This window comes from Capnocytophaga haemolytica (assembly GCF_001553545.1).
GTDB lineage: Bacteria > Bacteroidota > Bacteroidia > Flavobacteriales > Flavobacteriaceae > Capnocytophaga > Capnocytophaga haemolytica.
Genome location: NZ_CP014227.1, coordinates 1,798,095 through 1,822,708 on the forward strand (window position 1 = coordinate 1,798,095; position 24,614 = coordinate 1,822,708).

General features: G+C 43.2%; 20 protein-coding genes and 1 pseudogene. 19 read left to right on the forward strand and 2 right to left on the reverse strand.

Annotation, left to right across the window (positions count from 1 at the left end):
• Window positions 1–20: 20 nt before the first annotated feature.
• From AXF12_RS08140 to AXF12_RS08155, 5 genes and pseudogenes are all read left to right on the forward strand, one after another.
• Window positions 21–2,147 (forward strand): Tex family protein, encoded by a 2,127-nt coding sequence (locus AXF12_RS08140; protein WP_066430114.1) that lies wholly within the window; start codon window positions 21–23, stop codon window positions 2,145–2,147.
• Window positions 2,148–2,459: 312 nt separating this feature from the next.
• A complete protein-coding gene (gene rpsA / locus AXF12_RS08145; protein WP_066430115.1) occupies window positions 2,460–4,235 on the forward strand; it encodes a 30S ribosomal protein S1 in 1,776 nt (591 codons plus the stop codon).
• A 445-nt stretch (window positions 4,236–4,680) separates the two neighbouring features.
• The gene (locus AXF12_RS08150; protein ID WP_074861054.1) at window positions 4,681–5,310 is read left to right on the forward strand and encodes a hypothetical protein; all 630 of its coding nucleotides are present in this window, start codon (window positions 4,681–4,683) and stop codon (window positions 5,308–5,310) included.
• Between the two features lie 54 nt (window positions 5,311–5,364).
• A pseudogene (locus AXF12_RS11905) lies at window positions 5,365–5,544 on the forward strand (IS1595 family transposase); the annotation flags it as partial.
• Between the two features lie 14 nt (window positions 5,545–5,558).
• Window positions 5,559–6,572, forward strand: coding sequence for a hypothetical protein (locus AXF12_RS08155; protein ID WP_066430119.1), 1,014 nt, complete (start codon window positions 5,559–5,561; stop codon window positions 6,570–6,572).
• 136 nt (window positions 6,573–6,708) lie between these two features.
• On the opposite strand, the gene AXF12_RS12305 is transcribed toward AXF12_RS08155, so the two are convergent.
• Window positions 6,709–6,879 carry a hypothetical protein gene (locus tag AXF12_RS12305; RefSeq protein ID WP_169792832.1) on the reverse strand — a complete coding sequence of 57 codons (171 nt, stop codon included), beginning with the start codon at window positions 6,877–6,879 and terminating at the stop codon, window positions 6,709–6,711.
• A 204-nt stretch (window positions 6,880–7,083) separates the two neighbouring features.
• Between AXF12_RS12305 and AXF12_RS11910 the strand changes: the two genes are divergently transcribed.
• The 14 genes from AXF12_RS11910 to AXF12_RS08215 all read left to right on the forward strand — a co-directional run bounded on the left by AXF12_RS11910 (window position 7,084) and on the right by AXF12_RS08215 (window position 23,834).
• The gene (locus tag AXF12_RS11910; RefSeq protein WP_234945907.1) at window positions 7,084–7,203 is read left to right on the forward strand and encodes a hypothetical protein; all 120 of its coding nucleotides are present in this window, start codon (window positions 7,084–7,086) and stop codon (window positions 7,201–7,203) included.
• A gap of 4 nt (window positions 7,204–7,207) precedes the next feature.
• Window positions 7,208–8,458: a glycosyltransferase gene (locus AXF12_RS08160; RefSeq protein ID WP_066430121.1), complete on the forward strand. Its 1,251-nt coding sequence runs from the start codon at window positions 7,208–7,210 to the stop codon at window positions 8,456–8,458.
• Window positions 8,459–8,527: 69 nt separating this feature from the next.
• Window positions 8,528–11,437 (forward strand): Eco57I restriction-modification methylase domain-containing protein, encoded by a 2,910-nt coding sequence (locus AXF12_RS08165; RefSeq protein ID WP_066430123.1) that lies wholly within the window; start codon window positions 8,528–8,530, stop codon window positions 11,435–11,437.
• 118 nt (window positions 11,438–11,555) lie between these two features.
• Window positions 11,556–12,200 (forward strand): TIR domain-containing protein, encoded by a 645-nt coding sequence (locus tag AXF12_RS08170; RefSeq protein ID WP_066430125.1) that lies wholly within the window; start codon window positions 11,556–11,558, stop codon window positions 12,198–12,200.
• Window positions 12,201–12,202: 2 nt separating this feature from the next.
• On the forward strand, window positions 12,203–12,607 hold the full coding sequence (locus AXF12_RS08175) for a hypothetical protein (protein ID WP_066430126.1): 405 nt from the start codon (window positions 12,203–12,205) through the stop codon (window positions 12,605–12,607).
• 327 nt (window positions 12,608–12,934) lie between these two features.
• Entirely contained in the window at window positions 12,935–13,879 is a 945-nt protein-coding gene (locus AXF12_RS08180; protein ID WP_066430127.1) for an ABC transporter ATP-binding protein, read from the forward strand.
• Entirely contained in the window at window positions 13,876–15,138 is a 1,263-nt protein-coding gene (locus AXF12_RS08185) for an ABC transporter permease (RefSeq protein WP_066430129.1), read from the forward strand. The genes AXF12_RS08180 and AXF12_RS08185 overlap by 4 nt, the downstream gene beginning before the upstream one ends.
• Window positions 15,139–15,212: 74 nt before the next feature.
• Window positions 15,213–17,309, forward strand: coding sequence for a polyphosphate kinase 1 (gene ppk1 / locus AXF12_RS08190; RefSeq protein ID WP_066430131.1), 2,097 nt, complete (start codon window positions 15,213–15,215; stop codon window positions 17,307–17,309).
• A 3-nt stretch (window positions 17,310–17,312) separates the two neighbouring features.
• Window positions 17,313–19,001, forward strand: coding sequence for a 2-succinyl-5-enolpyruvyl-6-hydroxy-3-cyclohexene-1-carboxylic-acid synthase (gene menD / locus AXF12_RS08195; RefSeq protein ID WP_066430133.1), 1,689 nt, complete (start codon window positions 17,313–17,315; stop codon window positions 18,999–19,001).
• Window positions 19,002–19,021: 20 nt separating this feature from the next.
• Window positions 19,022–19,369, forward strand: coding sequence for a DUF2853 family protein (locus AXF12_RS08200; RefSeq protein WP_066430134.1), 348 nt, complete (start codon window positions 19,022–19,024; stop codon window positions 19,367–19,369).
• Between the two features lie 173 nt (window positions 19,370–19,542).
• The gene (locus tag AXF12_RS12310) at window positions 19,543–19,683 is read left to right on the forward strand and encodes a hypothetical protein (RefSeq protein WP_159429720.1); all 141 of its coding nucleotides are present in this window, start codon (window positions 19,543–19,545) and stop codon (window positions 19,681–19,683) included.
• Between the two features lie 112 nt (window positions 19,684–19,795).
• Window positions 19,796–21,187, forward strand: a complete 1,392-nt coding sequence (locus AXF12_RS08205) for a type III PLP-dependent enzyme domain-containing protein (protein ID WP_066430139.1) — start codon at window positions 19,796–19,798, stop codon at window positions 21,185–21,187.
• Between the two features lie 71 nt (window positions 21,188–21,258).
• Window positions 21,259–22,200, forward strand: a complete 942-nt coding sequence (locus AXF12_RS08210) for a DUF4421 family protein (RefSeq protein WP_074860980.1) — start codon at window positions 21,259–21,261, stop codon at window positions 22,198–22,200.
• A gap of 779 nt (window positions 22,201–22,979) precedes the next feature.
• Window positions 22,980–23,834 carry a DUF6261 family protein gene (locus AXF12_RS08215; RefSeq protein WP_143325058.1) on the forward strand — a complete coding sequence of 285 codons (855 nt, stop codon included), beginning with the start codon at window positions 22,980–22,982 and terminating at the stop codon, window positions 23,832–23,834.
• Between the two features lie 103 nt (window positions 23,835–23,937).
• On the opposite strand, the gene trmD is transcribed toward AXF12_RS08215, so the two are convergent.
• Complete coding sequence (trmD, locus tag AXF12_RS08220) at window positions 23,938–24,612, reverse strand: tRNA (guanosine(37)-N1)-methyltransferase TrmD (protein ID WP_066430143.1); 675 nt, start codon at window positions 24,610–24,612, stop codon at window positions 23,938–23,940.
• Between the last annotated feature and the right edge of the window lie 2 nt (window positions 24,613–24,614).

Here is a 24,614-nt window from a genome sequence, read left to right on the forward strand (position 1 = left end):
TGAGTTAGTAAAACACTTATATGACAAATATACTATATATAAAAAGTCAGCATACAGGTCTGACTGAGAAGCAGATAGAGGCTACATTGGCACTCTTAGAGGAAGGGTGTACGATCCCTTTTATTGCGCGCTATCGCAAGGATAGAACGCAAAACTTAGACGAGGTAGCCATTGAACAAATCGCTAAGGGTCAGGCTGATTACGAGGCGCTTATAAAGCGTAAAGAGAGTATCCTCTCCTCCATTGAAGAGCAGGGCAAGCTTACCCCAGATTTGAAGACAAAGATTGAGGCTTGCTTTGTACTCAGTGAACTGGAAGACCTCTATCTGCCTTATAAAAAACGGCGCAAGACACGTGCTGACAAGGCTCGTGAGCTCGGGTTAGAACCATTGGCGAAGATCATTATGGCTCAGAAAGTTGTGGGCTTAGAGCGCTTGGCTGAAAAGTACCTAACGGCTGAAGTGGCTACCGAAGAGGAAGCCTTGAAAGGGGCTGGCGATATCATCGCAGAGTGGATTAATGAAAGCACCTATGCCCGCAAAACCCTACGCCGCCTATATCAGCGCAAAGGAAGGGTACGAACAGAGGTGGTGAAAGGAAAAGCCGAGAGTGAAGAAGCGCAGAAATTCAGTATGTATTTCGATTGGGAAGAGCCGTTGATGAAAGCGCCATCACATCGCTTACTGGCAATGCTACGCGCTGAAGCTGAAGGTATTGTACGACTAAAAGTAAGCACTGATGAGGAGGAGGCATTGAACTTTTTAGAACGTACTTTCATAAAGAGCAATGGTGAGGTTGCTGACTTTATGGAAAAGGTAATTGATGATAGCTTTAGCCGACTGCTTGCCCCTTCTATCTCTAATGAAGTGCTACAAGAAGCTAAGGAACAAGCTGATAATAAAGCTATTGACATATTTGCTGAAAACTTAAAACAACTGCTTCTCGCCCCTCCATTAGGTGAAAAGCGCATCTTAGCTATCGACCCAGGGTATAGAACGGGCTGTAAAGTGGTATGCTTAGATGAGAAGGGAGATCTATTGCACAACGAGACGATATTTCCACACGCCCCTCAACACGAGACCGCTATTGCGATGAAGAAGCTCCGCTCAATGGTCAGTGCTTACAAGATTGAGGCTATCTCCATAGGCAATGGCACTGCCTCACGAGAGACAGAGCTATTTGTAAAACAGGTCGCCTTTGACCGCCCTGTACAGGTATTTGTGGTTAGTGAAGCTGGGGCCTCGGTATACTCAGCATCGAAAATCGCCCGTGAAGAGTTCCCCAACTACGACGTAACGGTGCGAGGAGCGGTATCTATTGGGCGACGACTGGCTGACCCTCTGGCAGAATTAGTAAAGATAGAACCTAAAGCCATTGGTGTAGGGCAATATCAACACGATGTAAACCAGACACAACTAAAATCAGCCCTTGACAATGTGGTGATTAGATGTGTAAATTCCGTAGGGGTGAATCTCAATACGGCAGGTAAGGCACTTTTATCATACGTATCGGGAATTGGTGAGAAGATGGCAGAGAATATTGTCAATTACCGTTCGGAAAAGGGAGTGTTTAAGCAGCGCAAGGATTTACTCAATGTGCCACGCTTAGGCGAAAAGGTGTACCAGCAAGCAGTTGCCTTCCTAAGAGTGCAGGGAGGTGAACACCCTTTGGACAATTCAGCAGTACACCCTGAGGCTTATCCTATTGTGGAACGTATGGCTAAGGATATAGGAATCTCTCTACCTCAACTTATTGGCAATAAGGAAGCTATCAGCAAAATAGACCTTGATAAGTACATCACTGCTGAGGCTGGAAAACTATACCTGCAAGACGTGCTTAAAGAGCTTGAGAAGCCTGGTATTGACCCCCGCAAAGCAGCTAAAGTGTTTGAGTTTGACCCTAATGTGAAAACTTTTGAAGACCTACACGTAGGGATGGTATTGCCTGCTATTGTGAACAATATCACTGCCTTTGGTTGCTTTGTTGATTTAGGCATCAAGGAAAGTGGATTGATACACATTTCCAATCTTAAGGAGGGCTATGTAGCCGATGTCAATGAGGTGGTGAAGCTACATCAGCATATCAGCGTAAAAGTACTGGAAATAGACAAAGAGAGGAGGAGAATAGGGCTAGCATTGGTAAATTAGTAAGCTCATTTTAGGGCATTTCGGTGTGAAAAAGTGACTAAAGTTCGTTCTTTGTTGAAATTATTTACAAATTAAGTAAAGTTATAATTAACTATATATCAATATATTGTACATTTAATGAAAAATTATTTCACAAAAATACGTATTTTTCTTTAAAAATATTTGGCTGCTTCAAATAATCTTCGTAATATTGCACCGATTTTTAGGGCAGGTAGAGAGTATTTTAAGTATAAGTTTCACACTTCCTGACAGAGGTTTTGCCCCTACTCTACTCTCGGCTTTTGGAGGGAATACAAATTTTAACATCAGCAAATGGCTGAAAACACACAAACACAAGAGGAGTTCTTGAACTCATTTGACTGGGAAAAATACCAAGAAGGTATTGATGCTATCGGAGATGATCAACGCAAGAACTTCGAAGAATTAGTAAAAAACAACTTCGTTGATACACAAGACAATGAGGTTGTTGAAGGCGTTGTAACAAGACTTACTGACCGCGAGGCGATTATCGACATCAACGCGAAATCAGAAGGGGTGATTTCACTCAACGAGTTCCGTTACAATCCTAACTTAAAAGTAGGTGACAAAGTAGAGGTATTGATCGACGTTCGTGAGGACAAGGCAGGTCAGCTCGTGCTTTCGCACCGCAAAGCGCGCACTATCAAGGCTTGGGATCGCGTACTTCAAGCGTTCGAAAGTGGCGAAGTAGTAAACGGTTTTGTAAAGAGCCGTACCAAAGGCGGTATGATCGTAGACGTATTCGGCATCGAAGCGTTCTTACCAGGTTCACAAATCGATGTGAAACCTATCCGCGATTACGAACAGTTTGTAAACAAGACAATGGAGTTCAAAGTGGTGAAAGTAAATCACGAGTTCAAGAATGTGGTAGTTTCGCACAAGGCTCTTATTGAGGCAGATATTGAAGAGCAGAAGAGAGAAATCATCGGTCAGCTCGAAAAAGGACAGGTACTCGAAGGGGTGGTTAAGAACATCACTTCTTATGGTGTATTCGTGGACTTGGGCGGCGTAGACGGACTTATCCACATCACCGACCTCTCTTGGGCACGCATCAACCACCCAAGCGAAGTGGTACAAGTAGACCAGAAGCTCAACGTGGTTATTTTGGATTTCGACGACAACAAGTCGCGTATCCAATTGGGCTTAAAGCAGCTTAGCAAACACCCTTGGGACGCGCTGGCTGACGACCTCAAAGTAGGCGACAAGGTGAAAGGTAAGGTAGTGGTAATCGCTGACTATGGTGCGTTTGTAGAAATCGCTGACGGTGTAGAAGGGCTTATCCACGTATCAGAAATGTCGTGGAGCACACACTTGCGTTCAGCTCAGGATTTCGTAAAACTCGGGCAAGAAGTAGAATGTGTGGTGCTTACTTTAGACCGCGCAGAGCGCAAGATGTCGCTCGGTATCAAGCAACTCACTTCTGACCCTTGGACTAATATCACTGAGAAATACCCTGTAGGTTCTAAGCACACCGGTACGGTACGCAACTTCACTAACTTCGGCGTATTCGTTGAGTTAGAAGAAGGCATCGACGGGCTTATTCACATCACCGACCTCTCTTGGAATAAGAAGGTAAAACACCCATCAGAATTGGTGAATACAGGTGATAAGATCGAAGTAATGGTATTGGAATTAGACGCTGAAGGCCACAAGCTTTCACTTGGGCACAAGCAGACTACTGAAAACCCTTGGGATAAGTACGAAGTTGAGTTTGGTGTAGGTACTGTTCACGAAGGCACTGTAAGCAAGCTCGTAGACAAGGGTGCACAGGTGAAAATCACTGACGACATCGTAGCGTTTGTACCTTCACGTTTCTTGGAAAAAGAAGACGGTAAGAAGCTCGCTAAGGGTGAAACCGCTCAGTTCAAGATTATTGAATTTAATAAAGATACACGCCGTGTAGTGGCATCACACACTGCTATCTTCCGTGAAGAAGAAGAGCGCATCGTGAAAGAAGCTACTGCAAGTGCTAATAATAACGCATCTTCCTCTACAACTGTAGAAAAATCAACACTTGGCGACTTAGAAGCGTTGCAAGAGTTGAAAGAGAAGATGGAAAAACAGAAGTAATTTAGTTTTTTTCATAATTTTTTGTTTTAATGAGGAAAAGTCGTTGCTGGGAAGTGACGGCTTTTTTTAATAAACGTGTTTAAACTTTTTTGAGGAACTTGGAGATAAACCCTAATAGGAGCATTCCAATCCAAGTTACATCAAGATACTCATATCTCATTATCAAACCTTTATATCCGTCAAGCCAACCATTTGTTTGTTCAATCTTAAACCTATTTTTCTACAATTCTTCATCAAAATAAACATCTGGTTGCGCTCCTTTATTAAAGCTCAATCTTTTTTCTTACACTTAAAAAGGTAATAATCCAATTATTTATTGTATCTTTGCCCAAAGTTCCTGAATTTTGGTGTTCTTTTTTCTCAAACACAAATTTACTAATTTTCGGGAACTTTTATTTTATTATAGGAAAAGTTTAAACAGCTTCAATAAATAAAAAATAGAATTATGAGAAAGGATCTAAGGATTATCTTAATATTATTGTCATGCAACATTTTTCTTTTTTCAAGTTGTGTGAAAGAAGAGGATAGATATATTACCTATGCAAGAATAACTCTGAATGGAAAGCCATACGAGCATTTTGATACACAGAAATGGTATCTTTCTCCTATGTTTCCTGTCATATCTGAATATAACGAATGCAATCGACAGCTATATGAATTAGGCTTATTTCTCCGGCAAAGAGACTATAAGGGTAACGCATATCTGCTACATATATACTTTGATGCACCTTTGCAGAGATTAAAAATAAATGAACCCTATACTATTGTTCCAACTGCAGACACTTTAGTCTACAAGGAAAAAAGAATGGAATTTATAATGAAAACATGGAAGGAAAGACGACAACTTCCTGCTTTTGGGAGTGGCGGTGTCAGCATTTTAAGTACAATTAATAAAGACGGATCCTCAGATGAAATCACGTCGTTGTCTGGTACTTGCGTACTCTATGGAATTGACTCTAAAGGTTTTGTACATGGACATCTAAAGCTTACAGGCTTTTCTTCTACTGCTCAACGATTTAACCTTGAAGGTAATTTTACAGCAGATGCAGGACAAAATAATGTCGGGCAAAAATAATTATTGAAGTGTCAAAGTATTTTCATATATTTGCACTCTGAAAACTAATATATTATGAATTTATTCAAAGGACAAAGCCTCTTAGAGTTTACAGAACGCTTTAAAACTGACTTAGATTGCGAAGAATATTTAGCTTCTTTAAAAAGGGAAGGCGGATATTGCTATCGCAAATGTGGTCATAAAAAATATCAAATCCGAAAAGATTTTTCGCGTACTTGTAATATCTGTGGGAATTAGGAGAGAAAATTATGCAGGTAAAATTAGATAAAATTTCAGAGTGGACGACTACGGGATTCAAGCTAAGCAATGGTGCCTATCAATATGCTCCCATAAATGCAAAAAATCATTTTGCACGAGGAAAAGACGAATTTGTTATCTGGAGTAGCGGCGATGACGGCAATAGCTACGGTATCGTTTGGATAAAGGCGGGGCAATGGTCATTCATTCCGTCTCCCGCACAAAAGAAAAGCTGGAATAAGCCCGTTTTGTTGGATACAGGTTCCGATATTTTAATTATTAGCGGAGAAGACAAAAAAGTCTGGTGGGTGTCGTCTCCCGAGCAGAAACCGTGCGAAGTAGTAAGTGAAAACTTGTGTGTTGCAGAGAATATCACGGAGATTTCCACACTTGGCGAAAACGGGGTTTATCCGATTATTTGCCGTGTCGACGGAGAGGTATTTGCCGCAAATAGTTTTACCTCTCTACACTATGACAATGAGACACATACGCTGCATTGGGACAAGCAACTCACCCCTGTGTTTACAAATGAAAAAGTCCGAAGCAATTTTATGCTATCCTTAGGACGGGCAGAGGGTATCTATCACAAAATGGATTTTAGTTACTCCTATCCCCAGATAGGTAGCCTTATGATAAAAGATAATTCGATTTATGCCTTCGTGGAAGCAGATACAATAAATCCTTGCAGCTTATCACAATTCAAGTATTATTGGTACCTCGAACTCACCCAAGACGGTATCTACAAGAGGAAAATATGGGGAAAGGAAAAATTGGAAAAGCTTGCACAAAAACAAGGCTTGAGGGGAAAATTCAGCGCCCAAAAAGAATATCTAATCCTATCCCCGATTTTCAAGACAGATGAATGGAAAGGAAACCAAAAACTGTTGAGATTGTCTGACCTAGAGCTTCTCGATATTACATTCCCAAGGGGATATTCTAAATTCAGGATTATGGATATTTGGGATAATTACGTATTTATCAGCGACGAGGCATACCATATCGCCCTCTGCAAAATGGTGGTATAGATGATTTCAGAAAAGGAGATGCTTATGTATAAAAATATCATTCTTGATAAAATGATGATTTTCCAAACAAAGAGGGATTTAGTTTTATATTGTATCTCATTATCAAATCTTTATATCCATCAAGCCAATCTTCTGCTCATCCAATTTTAAACCTATTTTTGTACAATTCTTCATCAAAATAAACATCTGGTTGCACTCCTTTATTAAAGTTAAATCTTTTTTCTACCCTTAAAAAGCTAATAATCCAATGATTTATTGTATCTTTGCACAAAGTTCCTGAATTTTGGTGTTCTTTTTTTTCAAACACAAATTTACTAATTTTTGGGAACTTTTATTTTATTATAGGGAAAAGTTTAAACAGCTTCAGTGTATAATGGATAATGCATAATGTATAATTTTGCAGTGAAATTAATCATTCTTCACTACTGATTATTCACTAAAATGTTGTATCTTTGCGGTTTGATAGTTATACGCGGTCAATCTGGGAGAAGATACTGATACAATAGGAGCTATTACAGGTAGTTTGGCGGGAGCTATTTACGGTTATACGGCTATACCTAAGCAGTGGATTGTCGCAATTGCTAATGAAGAACTGATAAAAATGCACTGCTTGGCACTGAGTAATATATAGAAGAATGAAAATTTGCTTTTTAACATTAGGAACCAGAGGCGATGTTCAGCCTTATTTGGCATTGGCAAAAGAACTCAATCGGCGTGGGCATCAGTCGTTAATTGCCACAGGAAGAAGTTTTGAGCACTTGATTGAGGCTGAAAATGTAGCGTTTTATCCAACAGAATTGGATTTTATGGCATTAGCGCAAACTCCAGAAGGGAAAGCTGTTCTTAATGCACCTTTATTGCACTTGCAGACTGCTATAAAGCTATCGAAAGAAGTACTTAACCCTGCCTATCGCAAAACGATGGACGATTTTTATAAGGCAGCACAAGGTGCAGCTATGATTATTTATCACCCCAAGGCATTGGGTGCAGTGGATATTGCTGTGAAATTGGGCATTCCAGCTATCAGTATGCCATCGACTCCAAGCACTTATCCTATTGCTGACTTTCCTTGTTTGGCACTCACAGCGCGTTATAATCTTGGGGCTTGGCTCAATAGAAAAAGTTATGCGCTCAACAGTAAGAGCGAAGTGGCACAAATCAAGCAGATCAATGCGTTTCGCAATGAAACGCTCCATTTGCCACCGCGTAAGGCAGGTGCATACACTTACTTTCGAGGCGGGGAGGAAATCCCAATTGTGTACCCAATTAGTCCAACTTTGTTTAAAGAGGTTAAGGATTGGAATGGTCACGTTTACTTACCAGGCTTTTTCTTCTTAGAGACCAATGAGGTGCTATCTCGTGATTTAGTAACTTTTTTAGAAGAGGGAGCGCGACCTCTTACGGTAACTTTTAGTAGTATGCAACTCAAGAAACCTGAAATCTTTATGAGAAAATTACTCTCAGCACTGCAAGAGCTCAACAAACGAGCGGTAATTTTGCTGGGAAATCTCCAACTTGATTTACCTCGCAATGATAGGATTTTTGTCACAAAACAAGCTCCACACGCACTATTGTTTGAAAAAAGTTATGCAGTCCTTCATCACGGTGGTGTAGGGACAACCGCGGCAGCTTTGAGAGCTGGCATCCCCCAGCTGATAATGCCTTGTGCCTTAGACCAACCTTTTTGGGCAAAGCGTATGTATCAAATAGGTTGTGGCTTAGAGCCTTTGTCTGAACGCATAACAAAAGAAGGCTTAATTAGTGCACTGAAAAATATAGAAGAAGAAAAATTAGTGCAACAAGCACAGCTCATAGGGCAACGCATTCGAGCTGAAAGAGGGATAGAAAATGCGGCTGAGTGGTTGGAAGCTCAATTTAGAGGATAATATTTTTTACGCTTCCTACTTTATTTATTAAAAAATCGTACCTTTGCGGTTTGATAATTATACCTTACCGTGTTTCAAAAGAAGATAATAGATAAATACCTCGCGTTACAAGATGTAGCGACCCTTGAGGAGCGTTGGCAGGCGTTTACCGCCCATTTCCACGATGTGGGGGTGCAGGAGAATATTCGTGCCTCAAAAGAAGAGCAGTACCAAGAGGGCTTTTTGCGCGACCTCTTTGTGCGGGTACTCGGCTATACCCTTAGTCCTGCTGAGGGCTACAATCTGCTTACGGAACTCAAAAACGTAAAGGACAGTAAGAAAGCCGATGGGGCAATCCTCATTGAGGGAGACGTTAAGGCAGTGATAGAGCTTAAAAGCACCCGCACTACCCAGCTTACTGAGATAGAACCCCAAGCCTTTAACTACAAAAATAGCCATCGCAATTGTAAGTATGTGGTGATTTCCAACTTTGAGAAATTGCGCTTTTACATCGATAACCGTAACGACTTTGAGGAGTTTAACCTCTTTGCGCTCACCCGCGGCGAGTTTGAGCGGCTCTATCTGTGTTTGGCGTACGAGAATATCGCAAAGGAAGTGCCTCAAAAGCTCAAAGAAGAGTCGGTGAGTAGGGAAGACGAGATCACCAAGCGGCTTTATAAGGATTATTCGGGCTTTAAACAGGCACTCTATGACGATTTATTGCAGCACAACCCTACTTATGAGCCGCTACTGCTCTTTAAGAAGACCCAAAAACTCTTAGACCGCTTTTTGTTTATCTTCTTTGCCGAAGATAGTGGCTTGTTAGAACCCAATAGTACGCGTATTATACTAAAGCGTTGGGAGCTACTCAACAAAATGGACGTGCCTTGCGACTTGTACTCCCTCTTTCGAAAGCATTTTCGCTACATCAATGAAGGGCATAAGGACGGCGACTTCAATATCTTTGCCTACAATGGCGGGCTGTTTAAAGAAGACCCCGTATTGGAGGCACTGACCATCAGCGATGCACTGCTCTACGAGCACACTAAGCGGCTTTCGGAATACGATTTTGAGAGTGAAGTAGATGTGAACATTTTGGGGCATATCTTTGAGAACTCACTTGACGACCTCGATTTTCACACCGCAGCAAGCAGCAGCAAGCGCAAGCGCGATGGGGTGTTCTATACGCCTCGCTACATCACCGCGTATATTGTAGAAAACACCATTGGGCGGCTATGCAGCGAGCAGAAGGCAACATTGGGTATTGTAGATGATGCGTATGATCCGCAAAGCAAAAAAGCAGTTAAGAAAGCCCTTTTGGAAAAACTCAACACCTACCGCCAGTGGCTGCTGGGGCTTACGATATGCGACCCAGCCTGTGGCTCAGGGGCATTCCTCAACGCTGCCTTAGTGTTTTTGATGGCTGAGCATCACTATGTAAACGAATTAGAGGCAAAACTGACACAATCGCCTATGACTATTGGTTACGACTCGGCGAGCATCTTAGAGCGCAACCTCTTTGGAGTAGACCTCAACGAGGAGAGTGTGGAGATTACCAAGCTCTCCCTATGGCTGCGCACAGCAACGCGCAAACGTAAACTCGGCGACCTGAGCCGTAATATCAAAGTGGGCAACTCACTTATCAGCGACCCTGCCATAGCAGGCGATAAGGCTTTTGATTGGCAAAAGGAGTTTCCTGAGGTATTTGCCAAAGGAGGCTTTGATGTGGTGATCGGGAATCCGCCGTATGGGGCAAAGCTCAGTAAAGAAGAACAAGAATACCTAAACAACACGTATATACAAGGCGGCTCAGAGACCGTTATTTCGTTTAGCAAATTGGGGTATGATATGCTACTAAAACAAGGTGGGAATATAGGCTTTATCATACCTAAATCATTTTCGTATGCCTCTAACTACACTCCTATCAGAGAATACTTACTCAGTGATATTAACGAAGTAGTTGATTGCAGAAAAGTATGGAATGAGGTGAAATTAGAACAAGTGATATACCTTGCGCAAAAAGGAAGCCCTACGGAGAATTACCTCTCAGGCGTACTGAAAGGAGAAGCAGTACAGATAATGGGAAGTATAAGCAAAGAGACGTTTACCCAGTTCGGATTTTACCTCAATGGCATCGCAGCAGAAGAACTTACTTTGGCTCAGAAGATACAAAGCTCAGGGCTTTTTGTGAAAGATATTGCTAACAATTCCAGAGGGGGTATTTTTCAAAATATCATAAGTGACAAAGGAGACATAGAAGTGCTCGGTGGGGCTGATATACAACGAGAAGGCATTGTAAGTGTCAAAGGAAAGGTATACAAAGCCAGCTTAAATAATGATCCTAAATGTTTTATCAGTGCTAATGCCGTATTAGTACAAAGAATTGTTGCCCATATAGAGAAACCAACAGACCATATCAAAATCACAGCTTGCTACCCAGAGGAGCGCAACTATGCGATTGTTGATACTATCAATCAGTTAGTGGTAAGTGAGGGGTACAATGCTAAAGTGCTATGGTTGTTGCTCAATACTGAGTTACTCAATTGGTATGCCTATCGGTTTATCTTTGCCAAAGCTATCCGTACAATGCAGTTTGACAACCCTGTAACCAATCGATTGCCTATTCCTTTACGTTTGAAAGAAAATCAGGAAGCGTTGGTAAAAGAGGCGGATAAGTTATTGTTGTGCTATAAAGAAATAGCAAAGCTGCGAAAGGTGTTTACCACTTTGATAGCCGCTAATTTAAAGGCGAATATTACCAAGCCTATCACCTACTTTGAGTCCCTTACCTTTGCTGAGTTTACAGCAGAACTCAGCAAACAAAAGCGTAAACTAAGCTTAGAAGAACAAACAGAGTGGATGGATTTCTTTGAGAAAAAGAAGCAAGAGATGCTTGAACTACAAACAGCTGTCGCTGCGATTAATAATAGCGTAAATACAATAGTCTATAAGCTGTATGGGCTAAGTGAGGAAGAAGTTAAATTAATAGAAGAAAAATAAAGTTATGTTTGTAGGTTTTAATTTGAAACATAGAAGAATCTCTTTTGACAAAAATAATGAATGTTATTCATCTGGAATGAGAACACAAGAACTTTGTAAAAGACTCATCTATATTAAGATGATAGAATATATTAAAGGTAATAAAGTTCTTAATGCTGAGTCAATAATGAATTATTGTTTTCCTAAAAAGAAATATCATATTTTTCTATCTCATTCACATAATGATTTAGAATTGGCACAGATGATAGCTGATGTATTGAAAGCAAAACATAATCTTGATGTTTTTATAGATTCAAATATATGGTTGAATTATATTGATATATTAAATTTAGTAGTTAAAGAATATTATTTGAATAATAATGATAAAATTTTGCAAGCTGCTTCTCATATTCAAATGATGCTAATGGACTCCTTGAATTATATGATTGATAAAACAGAGTGTTTATTCTTTTTAAATACCCCTAACTCTGTTCCACTAAAAGACAATATTAATAGTTATACTTACTCTACTTGGATATTTTCTGAAATAGAAATAGCTAAAATAATAAGACGTATCCAGCCAAAAAGACATAATAATTTTACAAAGTATTTTAGTGAATCATTAGGATATCGTGAATTAAAGATAGTATATAAATTAGGATTGGAGAATCTAATTTCTTTAAGTGAGGATGATTTTATTAAGTGGATAAACGAAAAGGAAAATACTCCTGAAGACGCTTTGGATTCTTTATATTTAAAGAAAAAAATCATAGAACTCAGATAAGAATGGAACAGAAATTAAAACACCTGGAATTTATCCACAATACTATTAATAGGATGGACACTAATTCTTTTATCATAAAGGGCTGGTGTATTACTTTGGTAGCGGCATTATTTGCTATCATTGCAAAAGAAAGTAACATACTTCATTGTGTGATAGCTGTTTTTGTAATTATTATTTTTTGGTCTCTCAATGCATACTTTCTACAATTAGAAAGAAAATACAGAGATTTATATGATGAAGTACGTGATAAAAAAGAAGAAGAGATAGATTTTTCAATGGATATTAAAAAGTTTAGCAGATCAAATCCTTTTTGTTGCTCTTTTTTTTCAGGATCTTTATCGCTCTTCTATTTGCCACAAATTATCCTTGTAATGTTTTACACTCTACTCATTTTAATTGGCAAATAAATTAGTTATTTCTTTAGATCGTTAAGATACTAATGTACTGATTTGACTTACATTTCTATTAAAAATCACTTACACAATTTATTTTCCTGATTTAACAACCTAAATCAGAAAAGTAACTTTTTTAAAATAGCAAAAATGAACCCTAAGTGAGCCCCACTTGAACCCTAAGTAAACCCTATCATCACCCTACAGATTTTTTTCTGTTAGCATTTAGCACATAGGTATGGTAATATTGGGATATTTTTTTACTACAAAATTAATTATTAATCATTGTACATTAATCATTTATTCGTACCTTTGCAACTACAAAACTAACCCCTAAAAAAGATGTTATACGCTGAGAATATATATAAAAACTACGGTAATTATACCGCACTAAAGGACGTGTCGCTGCACGTGCCGCGTGGGAGTATCTTTGGGCTGCTGGGTCCGAATGGGGCGGGGAAAACCTCGCTGATACGCATTATCAACCAGATCGTCTATCCCGATGCGGGGCGAGTGCTCTTTGACGGGGTGCCACTTGCTCCTGAGCATACGACGCAAATAGGCTACCTACCTGAAGAACGCGGGCTCTACAAATCGATGAAGGTAGGCGAACAGGCACTTTACTTGGCACAACTCAAAGGACTGAGCAAGGAAGAAGCAAAAAGGCGTCTGCGGTTTTGGTTCGACCGCTTGGACATCGGCGATTGGTGGGACAAGAAGATTCAAGAGCTCTCAAAGGGGATGGCACAGAAGGTGCAGTTCCTCGTAACGGTGCTACACGAGCCTAAACTGCTCATCTTCGACGAGCCTTTTAGCGGCTTTGACCCTATCAATGCCTCTATTATCAAGGACGAAATCCTCTACCTGCGCGACCAAGGGGCTACAGTGATCTTCTCAACCCATAGAATGGAATCAGTAGAGGAACTCTGCGACCATATTGCACTGATTAACAAGTCGGAAAAGGTGCTTGAGGGCAAGCTCACCGACATCAAGCGGCAGTACAAACGCAACATATACGAGGTAGGCTTAAAGGTAGCCCCAGAAGCAAAAGAGGCACTGTTCAGTGAGCTACAAGCACAGTTTGAAGTACAAAAGACACAATTCCACAGCCTTTATGACGATTTGCAGTTGCATATCCACAAGAAAGAAGGACAAAGCACCAATGAGCTACTGCAATACCTCACTACCAAAGCAGAAGTAACCCACTTTGTGGAGGCAATACCCAGCGTCAATGAGATATTCATCTCTATTTGTGGACAAACACCCCTTAAAGAGCCAGAAGAATGAAGAATTTAAGCATCATCACCCAGAGAGAATACCTGAACAAGGTAAGGAATAAGTCGTTTGTGATAATGACCTTTGTGAGTCCGCTGATACTCATCATTTTCGGGGCATTGGTAGCCTACCTAACCCAAGTAAACAACTCAGGGGCAGCAAAGGAGATTGTAGTATTGGACGAGAGCGGTCTGTTTGAGGGCACTTTTAAGCCTACGGAGAGTGCCACGTATGAATATCGCACCGGTGGCAGTCTCAAGGATGCGAAGGCAGCAGTGCTCGCTAAGGGCAAGTACGGACTGCTGTATATACCCAATGATAGTCTGCCGCAAGTGCAGTTTTTCAGTGAGGAGACCCCTCCCCTATCCTTGGTAAACACACTGACGCAGGCAGTTGAGAATACCCTTTTCCAGAAGAACCTCACTGCCAAAGGTATCAAAGCGGCTGACATTGAGAAGGCTAAAACTAAGGTAAACTTGCAGCTTGAGAACTTCACAGGCGAACGCAGTTCGGAGATAGACAGCATCTTGAAGATTGCTATTGGCGGGGCGGCGGGCTACCTCATCTTTATGTTTATCATCATCTACGGCAACCTGATAATGCGCAGTGTGATTGAGGAAAAGACCAACCGCATTGTGGAAATCATCATCTCCTCGGTAAGACCTCAAACGCTGCTCTTAGGGAAAATCTTCGGTAGCTCGCTGGCAGGGCTGACACAGTTTGCTATATGGATCGTCATCGGTGGGGTGGGATTGGCATTGCTGCCGTCGTTCTTTCCTGTTGCTGCGCCACGTGTGGGTGAACTCCCTATGAGCGATATGAGCAGTATTCTCACGGCAGTATCGCATTTCCCTTTTGCTGAGCTATCGCTGCTATTCCTGCTATTCTTTATAGGCGGCTACCTGCTTTACAGTGCCATCTTTGCCACTATCGGGGCTATGGTGGACAACGAGACGGATACGCAACAATTTATTATCCCTGTATTGCTACCGCTGATATTGGCGGTCTACGTTGGGATGTACAGCGTGATAGAAGAGCCTCACGGAACGGTGTCGGTGGTGTTCTCGTACATCCCCCTGACCTCGCCTGTGGTAATGCTAATGCGCGTGCCCTTTGGTGTGGCGTGGTGGGAGGTGCTGCTATCGCTCCTCGCGCTGTATGCGAGCTTCCTATTAGTAATTCGCTTGGCAGGGAAGATTTACCGCATAGGGATACTCATCTATGGGAAGAAAGCGAGTTATAAAGACATCTGGAAGTGGCTCAGACAGTAGTGAGGTACGAGCCTTACGGGTAATTAGTAGGAACTGCATAAATAGTCGAGTAATAATAATGGTCAGTCATTAATATGAATACACAAAATAAATACGTAAATCGCGAACTCAGTTGGCTGAAATTCAATGCGCGAGTGTTGCAGGAGGCGGCGGATCAGCGGGTACCTCTGCTCGAGCGTTTACGCTTTGCTGGGATTTTCTCCAATAACTTGGACGAATTTTTTAAGGTGCGCTATGCTACGGTGAAGCGCGTGGCAACCAATGAGGCTGCGGATACGGAACTCGGGATGCACGCCAAAGAGTTGCTTGAGGAGATCACCCGTGAGGTCATCGCCTTGCAGAACGAGAGCTTAGAGATCATCGATAGTATCACCACGGAGCTGGAAAAGGAGCAGATTTTTATGGTCAATGAGCGCACCTTGCTGCCTGAGCACGAGGCTTTCGTCAATGCGTACTTCTACAACAAGGTGCGCCCCGCGCTTTTTACCATTATCCTGAACGACTTGGAGCGTTTTCCGCAGCTTAAGGACGATGTGGCTTATCTTGCCATCAAGATGATACTCAAGAAGGTGCCAAAGAGCAAGGACGATCAGCGGTTTTTCTCGTCTCAGGCGTACAAGGAGCCTATCCAATACGCGCTGATTGAGCTTCCTTCTACCCTCGACCGCTTCGTGGAGCTTCCGCAGGTCGGCGAGCGGCATTACATCATTATGCTTGATGACATCATACGCTTCTGCCTGCACAAAATCTTCAATATTTTCGACTACGAATCCCTCAGCGCGCATATGATCAAGATAACCCGCGATGCAGAACTCGATATTGACGACGACCTCAGCAAGAGTTTTGTCGAAAAAATCTCTACAAGCGTAGAAGACCGCCGCAAAGGAGAGCCCGTGCGCTTCGTTTACGACAAGGAAATCGATGAGGACACGCTGCAATTCCTCTTCGAGAAGATGCATATCATCAGCACCGATAGCGTAATCCCCGGCGGGAGGTATCATAACCGCCGCGACTATATGAATTTCCCCTCCTTAGGCAGAAAAGACCTCACCTACGCCCCCATCGAGCCGCTTCCCGTCAAAGGGCTGAGCTCCGAGGAGAGTCTGCTGAAGAAAATAGCTAAAAAGGACTTCCTCCAATACACTCCGTATCACACTTTTTCCAACATTATATGGTTCCTTCGCGAGGCGGCGCTCGACCCCAAGGTAAAGTCAGTGAAGATTACTATCTACCGATTGGCAAAGAACTCGCAGGTGGTCAATTCACTTATCAACGCCGTGAAAAATGGCAAGAAAGTAACCGTGCAGATAGAGCTCCAAGCCCGTTTTGACGAGGAATCCAACATTCGGTATGCCGAAATGCTCAAAGCTGAGGGGGTGAAGCTCGTATTTGGGGTGAAAGGACTCAAAGTTCACAGTAAGATTTGCGTCATTGAGCGCGAGGAGGGCAAGGGCATCAAGAAGTACGGCTTCATTAGCACAGGAAACTTCAACGAAAGCACCGCCCGCGTATACACCGACTACACCCTTTTCACTGCAAACCAAGAAATCTTGAAGGACGTCAATAAGGTGTTTAACTTTTTCGACACTAATTACAACGTCCAGAAGTACAAACACCTGATCGTATCCCCCCATTACACCAAGAAAGCTCTCATCGCACTCATCGATCGCGAGATTGACAACGCACTTGCTGGTAAAGAAGCCTTCATACACCTAAAAATGAACAACATCACCAGCTATAAGATGATCGACAAGCTGTACGAGGCAAGCCGCGCGGGGGTAAAAATCCGTATGATAGTGCGTGGAATATGCTGCCTTGTACCAGGAGTGAAAAATCTGAGCGAAAACATAGAGGTCATCAGCATTGTGGACAAGTTTTTAGAGCATCCGCGGCTGTTCATCTTCGGCAATGACGGCGATCCGAAGGTATTCATCTCCTCTGCCGACTGGATGACGCGCAACATCTCCTTCCGTGTGGAGGTAGGTTGCCCCATCTACGACAACGACATCAAGCGGGAGCTCATCGATACCTTCCGCGTAAGCTGGGACGACAATGTGAAAGCCCGCATTATCGACGAAAACAACGACAACCGCTACAAGCCACACACCACTCCTGCCATCAGATCGCAACTGGCTATGTACGAATATTATCAAACACGTATTGACGACTAATCTATGAGAAAACCAAGCATCGCACTTGCGCGATACATCACAGAGGCGTGCAAAGCTAAGGGGATTCGCCATATCGTACTCTCCCCAGGCTCGCGCAACGCCCCACTTACTATCGGCTACACCGCCGACCCCTATTTTACTTGTTACAGTGTGGTGGACGAACGCTCCGCCGCTTTTTTTGCCCTCGGCATTGCCCAGCAAATCGCCGCCCCCGTGGCTGTGGTGTGCACCTCTGGCTCTGCCGTACTCAACTATCACCCTGCCGTTGCCGAGGCTTATTACAGCAACGTGCCTTTGGTGGTGATTTCTGCCGATCGGCCTACCAGCAAACTCGACATCGGCGATGGGCAAACCATACGTCAGGTAGGCGTACTCTCCAATCACACCACTTTCGATGCCAACTTATCCGACAACGAGGCCGACGCGCGCAGTAACACCTATCTACTGAACCGCGCCCTCAACGCCGCCATCACCGAAAGCCTACCTGTGCACATCAACGCGCCATTTGAGGAGCCGCTTTACGAGACTACTACCGAAAACGTCGTTTTTGAGAACATTCCCCCCTCGCCACCCACAAGCTACCTCAGCGAAAGCCACTTGGAGGACTTTCTTACCCGCTGGAACGCCGCTTCGCGCAAGATGGTGCTCGTCGGGGTGCTCGCGCCAGGGTCGCTTGAGGAAAAGTACGTCAGAATGCTCGCCGAAGATCCGTCGGTGCTCGTTCTGACCGAAACCACCTCCAATCTACACCATCCGCAGTTCGTACCTTACATCGACAAGCTGATCACCGCGGCGCATACCCCCGAAATGCTATCTGACTTACGCCCAGAAATCCTGCTGACCTTCGGCGGAATGGTGGTCTCCAAGAAGATTAAGCAATTCTTGCGCGAGAGCCAACCCGCCGCCCACTATCATATCGATCTGCATAAGGGTTACGACACGTATTTCTGCCTGACGCACCATTTTCGCAGCCAGGTCAATGCCTTTTTCCGCGCGATAGCCCCACGCTGGCAGGCAGTCGCCTCCGATTACCAGCAAAAATGGCTTCAGCTTATGGGAGAAGTAGCCGCCGTACAGCAATCGTACCTCGCCGAAGCCCCCTTCTCGGACTTCAAGGCGTTGGAAATCGTGCTTTCGTCCATACCCGAGGGCTACAACCTGCAATTGGCGAACAGTTCCACGGTGCGTTACGCCCAACTCCTGCCCTCGAAGTCCTCGTGGCGGGTGTGGTGCAATCGCGGCACCAGCGGCATCGACGGCAGCACCTCTACGGCAGTAGGCGCGGCAGTGGCAAATAAAAAACCTACAGCAATCGTGACGGGCGACCTCAGTTTCTTTTATGATAGCAATGCTCTCTGGAATAATTACATCCCGAATAGCTTTAAGATGATACTACTCAACAACGGCGGCGGCGGGATTTTTAGAATACTCCCAGGCGACAAATCGGATAAAAACTTCGAACAATTCTTTGAAACACCCCACCATTTGTCGGCTGAGAATTTTTGTGCTACTTTTGGTATCCGCTATCAATCTGCTAACGATTTGAGTAGTTTGAAAGAAAAAATCACTTCGTTTTTCAATGAAAGTAATAAACCGACACTATTAGAAATCTTCACCGAGAGAGAAAAAAATGATAAAGTTTTGTTAAATTATTTTGCCGTATTGAAAAAATTTGTACTTTTACGCCGTTAAATTTTAAACACAAATAAATTATGAGTAAACGAGATGACTTAATCGCAGTTTATGCAAAAGATCTTCAAGAGAAGATAGGTGAGAAGAACCCCGACTTGGCGTTCTTAACAAAGGTAACCATCGGCTTAGGTCCGTCGATCTATAACGATGATGCTTCAAAAGTATCTGGATCAGACCAGAGCGAGATTGATAGAGTGAAGCAAAACTTCCTTATCAAGAAGTTGGGTCTGAAAGATAGCCCAGATTTAGACAAAGCGATTGCTCAGGTATTAGAAAAGTACGGCAAATCGAACCGCAACAAATACCGTGCAGTGGTGTATTATTTATTAGCAAAACATTTCAAGAAGGAAAGCGTTTACAATAAATAAGTCTTCCAAAAATCTAAAAGAGGGCTGAGAAGCATTTCAGTCCTCTTTTTTTGATTTTTTACCCGCAAAACTTCACAATTCAAATAAAATAACTATCTTTGCGCTCGCAATTGGGTAGCACAACTCAAGCAATAAGAATAATTTACTGATAACTAATTGATTATATTACTAATATGAGCATCATATTCGTCAATATACGTTCCTCGATGCCGAGTGGTGGCGCGGGGCGTGCACTAAATTATTTCCATACAGCAAAAATGATCGCAGCGCAAAACCAGTGGAGAGCTTCCTTTGCCTGCCCGCTGCGCATTTGAATTTTTCATTTTTACAAAAGGCCGAAAATCCGCTTTTGGTCGCAAATTATTCCTGATCTATTTTTTAACAAAACCTGTCGCCAGTGGTGGCGACGCTTATCCGAGACGTAAAATGAAAAATAAATATATCGATTTAATTGACCAGACTTACTACTTCCCCCAAGATGAATTCCGCCTTGAAGGCGACGAGCTGCGCTTCCACAATATCGACTTGATGGAACTAGTGCGACAGTACGGCGCCCCCTTGAAATTTATGTATTTGCCAAAAATCTCTGAGAATATTCAGCGCGCTAAAAAATGGTTTGAGAAAGCCATCAAAAAACACAAATACAAAGCCGAATATAACTACTGCTATTGCACCAAGAGCTCGCATTTTAAGCACGTGATGGTAGAAGCTTTGAAAAACGACATTCATTTGGAAACTTCCTCAGCTTTCGATATCAACATTATCAATAATTTGATTGAGGAGGGGCGCATCACCAAGGAGAACTACATTCTCTGCAACGGCTTCAAGCGCGACGCTTATATTGATGGCATCGCCGATCTGATCAACCGTGGCTACGAAAATTGTATTCCCATCATCGATAATTACGAGGAGATCGCACTTTTCCAAGAGAAGATAAAAGGTGCGTACAGCATCGGCATACGCATCGCCTCGGAGGAAGATCCGCGATCGGAGTTCTACACCAGTCGCCTTGGTATCGGCTATAAAAACATCGTGCCGTTCTACAACCGCGAGGTAAAAGATAACGAGAAAGTGCGCCTGAAAATGCTCCACTTCTTTATCAATACGGGGATTAAGGACAACGCTTATTATTGGAACGAGCTGCTCAAATGCTTGAACGTTTACATCCAGCTTAAGAAGGTCGCCCCTGAGCTCGACAGCCTGAACATCGGCGGCGGCTTCCCTATCAAAAGTTCGCTGGCATTCGAGTACGATTACGCCTATATGGTGGACGAGATCATACGCCAAATAAAAATCACCTGCGAGCAAGAGAAAGTGCCCGTACCTAACATTTTCACCGAGTTCGGGAGCTTTACTGTCGGCGAGGCGGGCGGTGCGATTTATGAGATAATGTACCAAAAACAGCAGAACGACCGTGAGAAATGGGATATGATCAATTCATCTTTCATCACGACACTTCCCGACTCGTGGGCTATCAACAAGCGCTTTGTGCTCCTGCCGATCAACCGCTGGAACGACGAATACGAGCGCGTGCTCCTCGGGGGGCTTACCTGTGACGGCGATGATTACTACAATAGCGAGCAGAATATGAACGCTATTTACCTGCCGAAGTACAACAAAAACAAACCCCTCTATATCGGGTTTTTCAACACGGGCGCCTATCAGGATACCATTGGCGGGGTCGGAGGCTTGCAGCACTGTTTGATCCCACAGCCGAAAATCGTGTTGATCGATAAGAAACCCGATGGCGAGCTCTCCTCACGGCTTTTTATGGAACAACAAAAAGCAGAGGATATGCTGAAAATTTTAGGATACTAATAAACTAAATATGTAACGTGCGTTGCCGAGCGTGATGAGCGTTCGGCAATGCTTTTTAAACAAGGAGAATTATGAGATATGTACTAATTTTTTTGCTGACTACTACTTATCTTTTTGCTCAAGAGCCGACGGATGACCGCGGCACGTATCAGATGACGTTGCGCCCCTCGCTGAGCATCAACTTCCTGACTATTGATGTGGAGGATACCCCCGCAAACGCCAACCTGAAGAACAAACGTTTACACCCGAATTACCCGCTGACAGCTGGCTTAGGGATTACGATCGACAATACGTTCGTCAATTTTGCCGTCGCCAAAAGTATTGTCCCCTTAAAGGACGAAGGAAAGTACGGAAAAACAACCTATTTCGATTTCCAAATGCACACCCCTATCAGGAAATTTTTGTTCGACTTCTATTACCAAAATTACAAAGGCTTCTACTACGAATCTGGCGATACGATACGCCCCTACTCCGACATACAAATGAAGCAGGTAGGGCTCGAGGCGCTTTACTTCCCGAAATGGAAAGAGGTGACAGTGCGCAACATCTTCGCCAAGGAGGAGCGATACATCCAGCCAGCCTACTCGTTTTTCTTCGGCGGTGGAGTGTATTACCACAAGGCGACCATCCCGATTCTTACCTTCGACGAAGATGACTTCCGCTATCTGCAATTCGGTGTGAATGGTGGTATCGCAGGTGCCATCAATCTATTGCCCCGACTGCGAGCAGGAGGGCTGATCGGTATGGGATTTTACTACGGCACAGGTCTGCAAAAGCACCAGAAGAACGTCTTTAGTCCGCACCTGAACTATCGTTTTAACGCCTCGCTGTCGTACGTACAGCAAACGTGGTCGTTAGCGCTGACGCTCGTCCACAATTACAAGAGTATGTATTTTCGCAACATCAACACCCTCGGGGTGAATAACACCAGCTTGCAACTTACTTACATCAAGCAAATTGACTTCCGTGCCAACCCCAATAGGAAGTCGCTTAAATTCTTAGGATTTGAATAATTAATAGTCCATTTTTGCTCGCAATCCTTTCGCGAGCTATATGCAGATGTCTACAATAGGAGTAACCCTTTAGGATTACGCAACGCACTATTGTAGACATCTTTTTTTGTGCTGGTTTATGCTTATCTCGGAACAAGTCTTTTAGCCTTCGGAAAGAGGCTGTAGTAACATATATTACAAATTGTGTAATTACTTTACACATATATACATCAAAACTTATAGACAGCATAAAAACTATACACCTTTAGCTATCTCCAAAAAATACACCTATATATTTATAGGTAAAATCGTGAATGAGATACGATTTTATATCAAAAATATCTGAATGCAAGGGGAAATATTTAAAATAGATTAAAAAATAACAAAAAACATTGGTAAAAAATGAAGGTTGGTATCATTTTTGCTATATAGTATACAGACGTAAGCACACAGAAAGGCAAACAAAAGTAGTTTAACGGTCACAAATTGTGACGGAGGCTATCCGAGAAAAATAATGTTTTCTCGATTTGAGATTTGACTATTCATCGAAATATTGTACATTCTCAATTTGTGATCGTAGCAATCCGCTAATAATCGCTATTTTCTCATAAGAACTTCATATTGAAAAACTGGATTGCTACTTTCACAAATAGAGAAACCAGCAAAACAACTGTCGCACTGGTTTCACAAATAGAGAAAGGAGTATTCTGAGAGGAACACCACTTTCACAAATAGAGAAAGGAGCAAGACAAACGTCGCACTACAAGAAAATAACAGTATAAATGCAAAATAATTGAACTATGAAGAGAAGCACATTAAGTTTTCCGTTTATTCAATTGCGAAATAGTGAATACCCTTTAGTGGTAGAGCGCATCATCGAAATTGTAAAGAAACATAATTTGGAGGAACTGCACCTACAGAAATCCTTCGATCGGCTTGCTGCCTTTGAGGAGGATTTGAAGAAAATAGAGGTACAGTCCACCAACACGGCAGCCACCGACGAGATTACTGAAAAAGACGACTTGCGCGATAAGCTCACGCGGGCGATTTTTACCATCGCAAATGCGTATAAGAACTCGGGGGTAGAGCCACAGGTGTCAAATGCGAAGACGATAGACACCTATTTTAAGGACTATAAGTTCGACCGCAGACTGACGAAGGAGAATTATACTTCACAGACCGAAAAGACGGCGCAGCTGATTGACGGTGCCGAGAAGAACGCTAAGATAAAGGCGGCATTCGACAAGTTGCACCTCTTCGATCTGCTGATGAAACTCAAGGACGCCAATGCGGAGGTTGAGAAACTATTCCGCACCCGCACTGCCGAACTTTCGCAACTACCCGACGTGGATATTAAAGAGATCCGAAAAAATGTGGGGGCTGCTATCGATAAACTTTTTATGATGATAGAAGCCAACAAGGAGGAATACGACGATAAGGATTACAATCCGCTGATTAAAGAGCTAAAAGAATTGCTCGATTATCACCGTACGCAGCTAAAAATACGCCAAAAAAGGCAGACAGTAAAGAAGAAGCCAAAGGACGAGGCAGAAGCCTCAACACGAGCCGAGGGCAAGACAGCTGAAAAGCCCTCCTCTGAGGAAAAGCCTAAGGCTGTCGAAAAGAAGGAGGCTGATCCCAACATACATTTATAGTAGAATTTTCTATTTTTTTAAGAATAAACAAACGAAAAGAGATTCTCTCCCTTGCGGGAAGGAATCTCTTTTCAACATTAATATATACAAGTTAAAACGTTTCCTATTGTAACAGATCTGGGCGTCGTTCGCGCGTCCGCTCGTAAGCCATTGCCTCGCGCCACGCCTCGATTTTTGGCGTATTGCCGCTGGTGAGTATTTCGGGCACTTTCCATCCGTTATACTCGGCGGGGCGGGTGTAGACGGGGGGCGCCAGCAAGCCGTCCTGAAAGGAATCGGTGAGCGCCGAGGTCTCGTCGGAGAGCACCCCAGGGATGAGCCTTATCACGGCGTCGGCGATGATGGCTGCCCCGAGTTCGCCTCCTGAAAGGACGTAATCGCCGACGGATATTTCCCTCGTAATCAAATGATCGCGCACGCGCTGGTCGATTCCTTTGAAATGCCCACAGAGCAGTATCAAATTCTCACGGAGGGATAGCGTGTTTGCCATTTTCTGGTCGAAGGTCTCGCCGTCGGGTGTGAGAAATATAATTTCGTCGTACTGGCGTTGTGATTTGAGCTCAGTAATGCACTTATCTATGGGCTCGATCATCATCACCATACCCGCTCCACCGCCAAAAGCATAGTCGTCGACCTGCCGATAGCGATTATTGGCATAATCGTGCAGGTTGTGAAAATGCACAGAGGCTAATCCTTTGTCGATCGCACGTTTTACAATTGAATAGGCGAAAGGACTGGCGATGAGCTCGGGCACGACGGAAATAATATCGATGCGCATCG

What these genes read in the sequence shown, in the direction of transcription:
- AXF12_RS12310 (WP_159429720.1), top strand. Translation starts at nt 19,543, where the DNA reads ATGAGCATCATATTCGTCAATATACGTTCCTCGATGCCGAGTGGTGGC.
- AXF12_RS08175 (WP_066430126.1), top strand. Translation starts at nt 12,203, where the DNA reads ATGGAACAGAAATTAAAACACCTGGAATTTATCCACAATACTATTAAT.
- AXF12_RS08155 (WP_066430119.1), top strand. Translation starts at nt 5,559, where the DNA reads ATGCAGGTAAAATTAGATAAAATTTCAGAGTGGACGACTACGGGATTC.
- AXF12_RS08150 (WP_074861054.1), top strand. Translation starts at nt 4,681, where the DNA reads ATGAGAAAGGATCTAAGGATTATCTTAATATTATTGTCATGCAACATT.
- AXF12_RS08140 (WP_066430114.1), top strand. Translation starts at nt 21, where the DNA reads ATGACAAATATACTATATATAAAAAGTCAGCATACAGGTCTGACTGAG.
- trmD (WP_066430143.1), bottom strand. Translation starts at nt 24,612, where the DNA reads ATGCGCATCGATATTATTTCCGTCGTGCCCGAGCTCATCGCCAGTCCT.
- AXF12_RS08215 (WP_143325058.1), top strand. Translation starts at nt 22,980, where the DNA reads ATGAAGAGAAGCACATTAAGTTTTCCGTTTATTCAATTGCGAAATAGT.
- AXF12_RS08205 (WP_066430139.1), top strand. Translation starts at nt 19,796, where the DNA reads ATGAAAAATAAATATATCGATTTAATTGACCAGACTTACTACTTCCCC.
- AXF12_RS08200 (WP_066430134.1), top strand. Translation starts at nt 19,022, where the DNA reads ATGAGTAAACGAGATGACTTAATCGCAGTTTATGCAAAAGATCTTCAA.
- AXF12_RS08180 (WP_066430127.1), top strand. Translation starts at nt 12,935, where the DNA reads ATGTTATACGCTGAGAATATATATAAAAACTACGGTAATTATACCGCA.
- AXF12_RS08210 (WP_074860980.1), top strand. Translation starts at nt 21,259, where the DNA reads ATGAGATATGTACTAATTTTTTTGCTGACTACTACTTATCTTTTTGCT.
- AXF12_RS08185 (WP_066430129.1), top strand. Translation starts at nt 13,876, where the DNA reads ATGAAGAATTTAAGCATCATCACCCAGAGAGAATACCTGAACAAGGTA.
- AXF12_RS08160 (WP_066430121.1), top strand. Translation starts at nt 7,208, where the DNA reads ATGAAAATTTGCTTTTTAACATTAGGAACCAGAGGCGATGTTCAGCCT.
- AXF12_RS08170 (WP_066430125.1), top strand. Translation starts at nt 11,556, where the DNA reads ATGATAGAATATATTAAAGGTAATAAAGTTCTTAATGCTGAGTCAATA.
- ppk1 (WP_066430131.1), top strand. Translation starts at nt 15,213, where the DNA reads ATGAATACACAAAATAAATACGTAAATCGCGAACTCAGTTGGCTGAAA.
- rpsA (WP_066430115.1), top strand. Translation starts at nt 2,460, where the DNA reads ATGGCTGAAAACACACAAACACAAGAGGAGTTCTTGAACTCATTTGAC.
- menD (WP_066430133.1), top strand. Translation starts at nt 17,313, where the DNA reads ATGAGAAAACCAAGCATCGCACTTGCGCGATACATCACAGAGGCGTGC.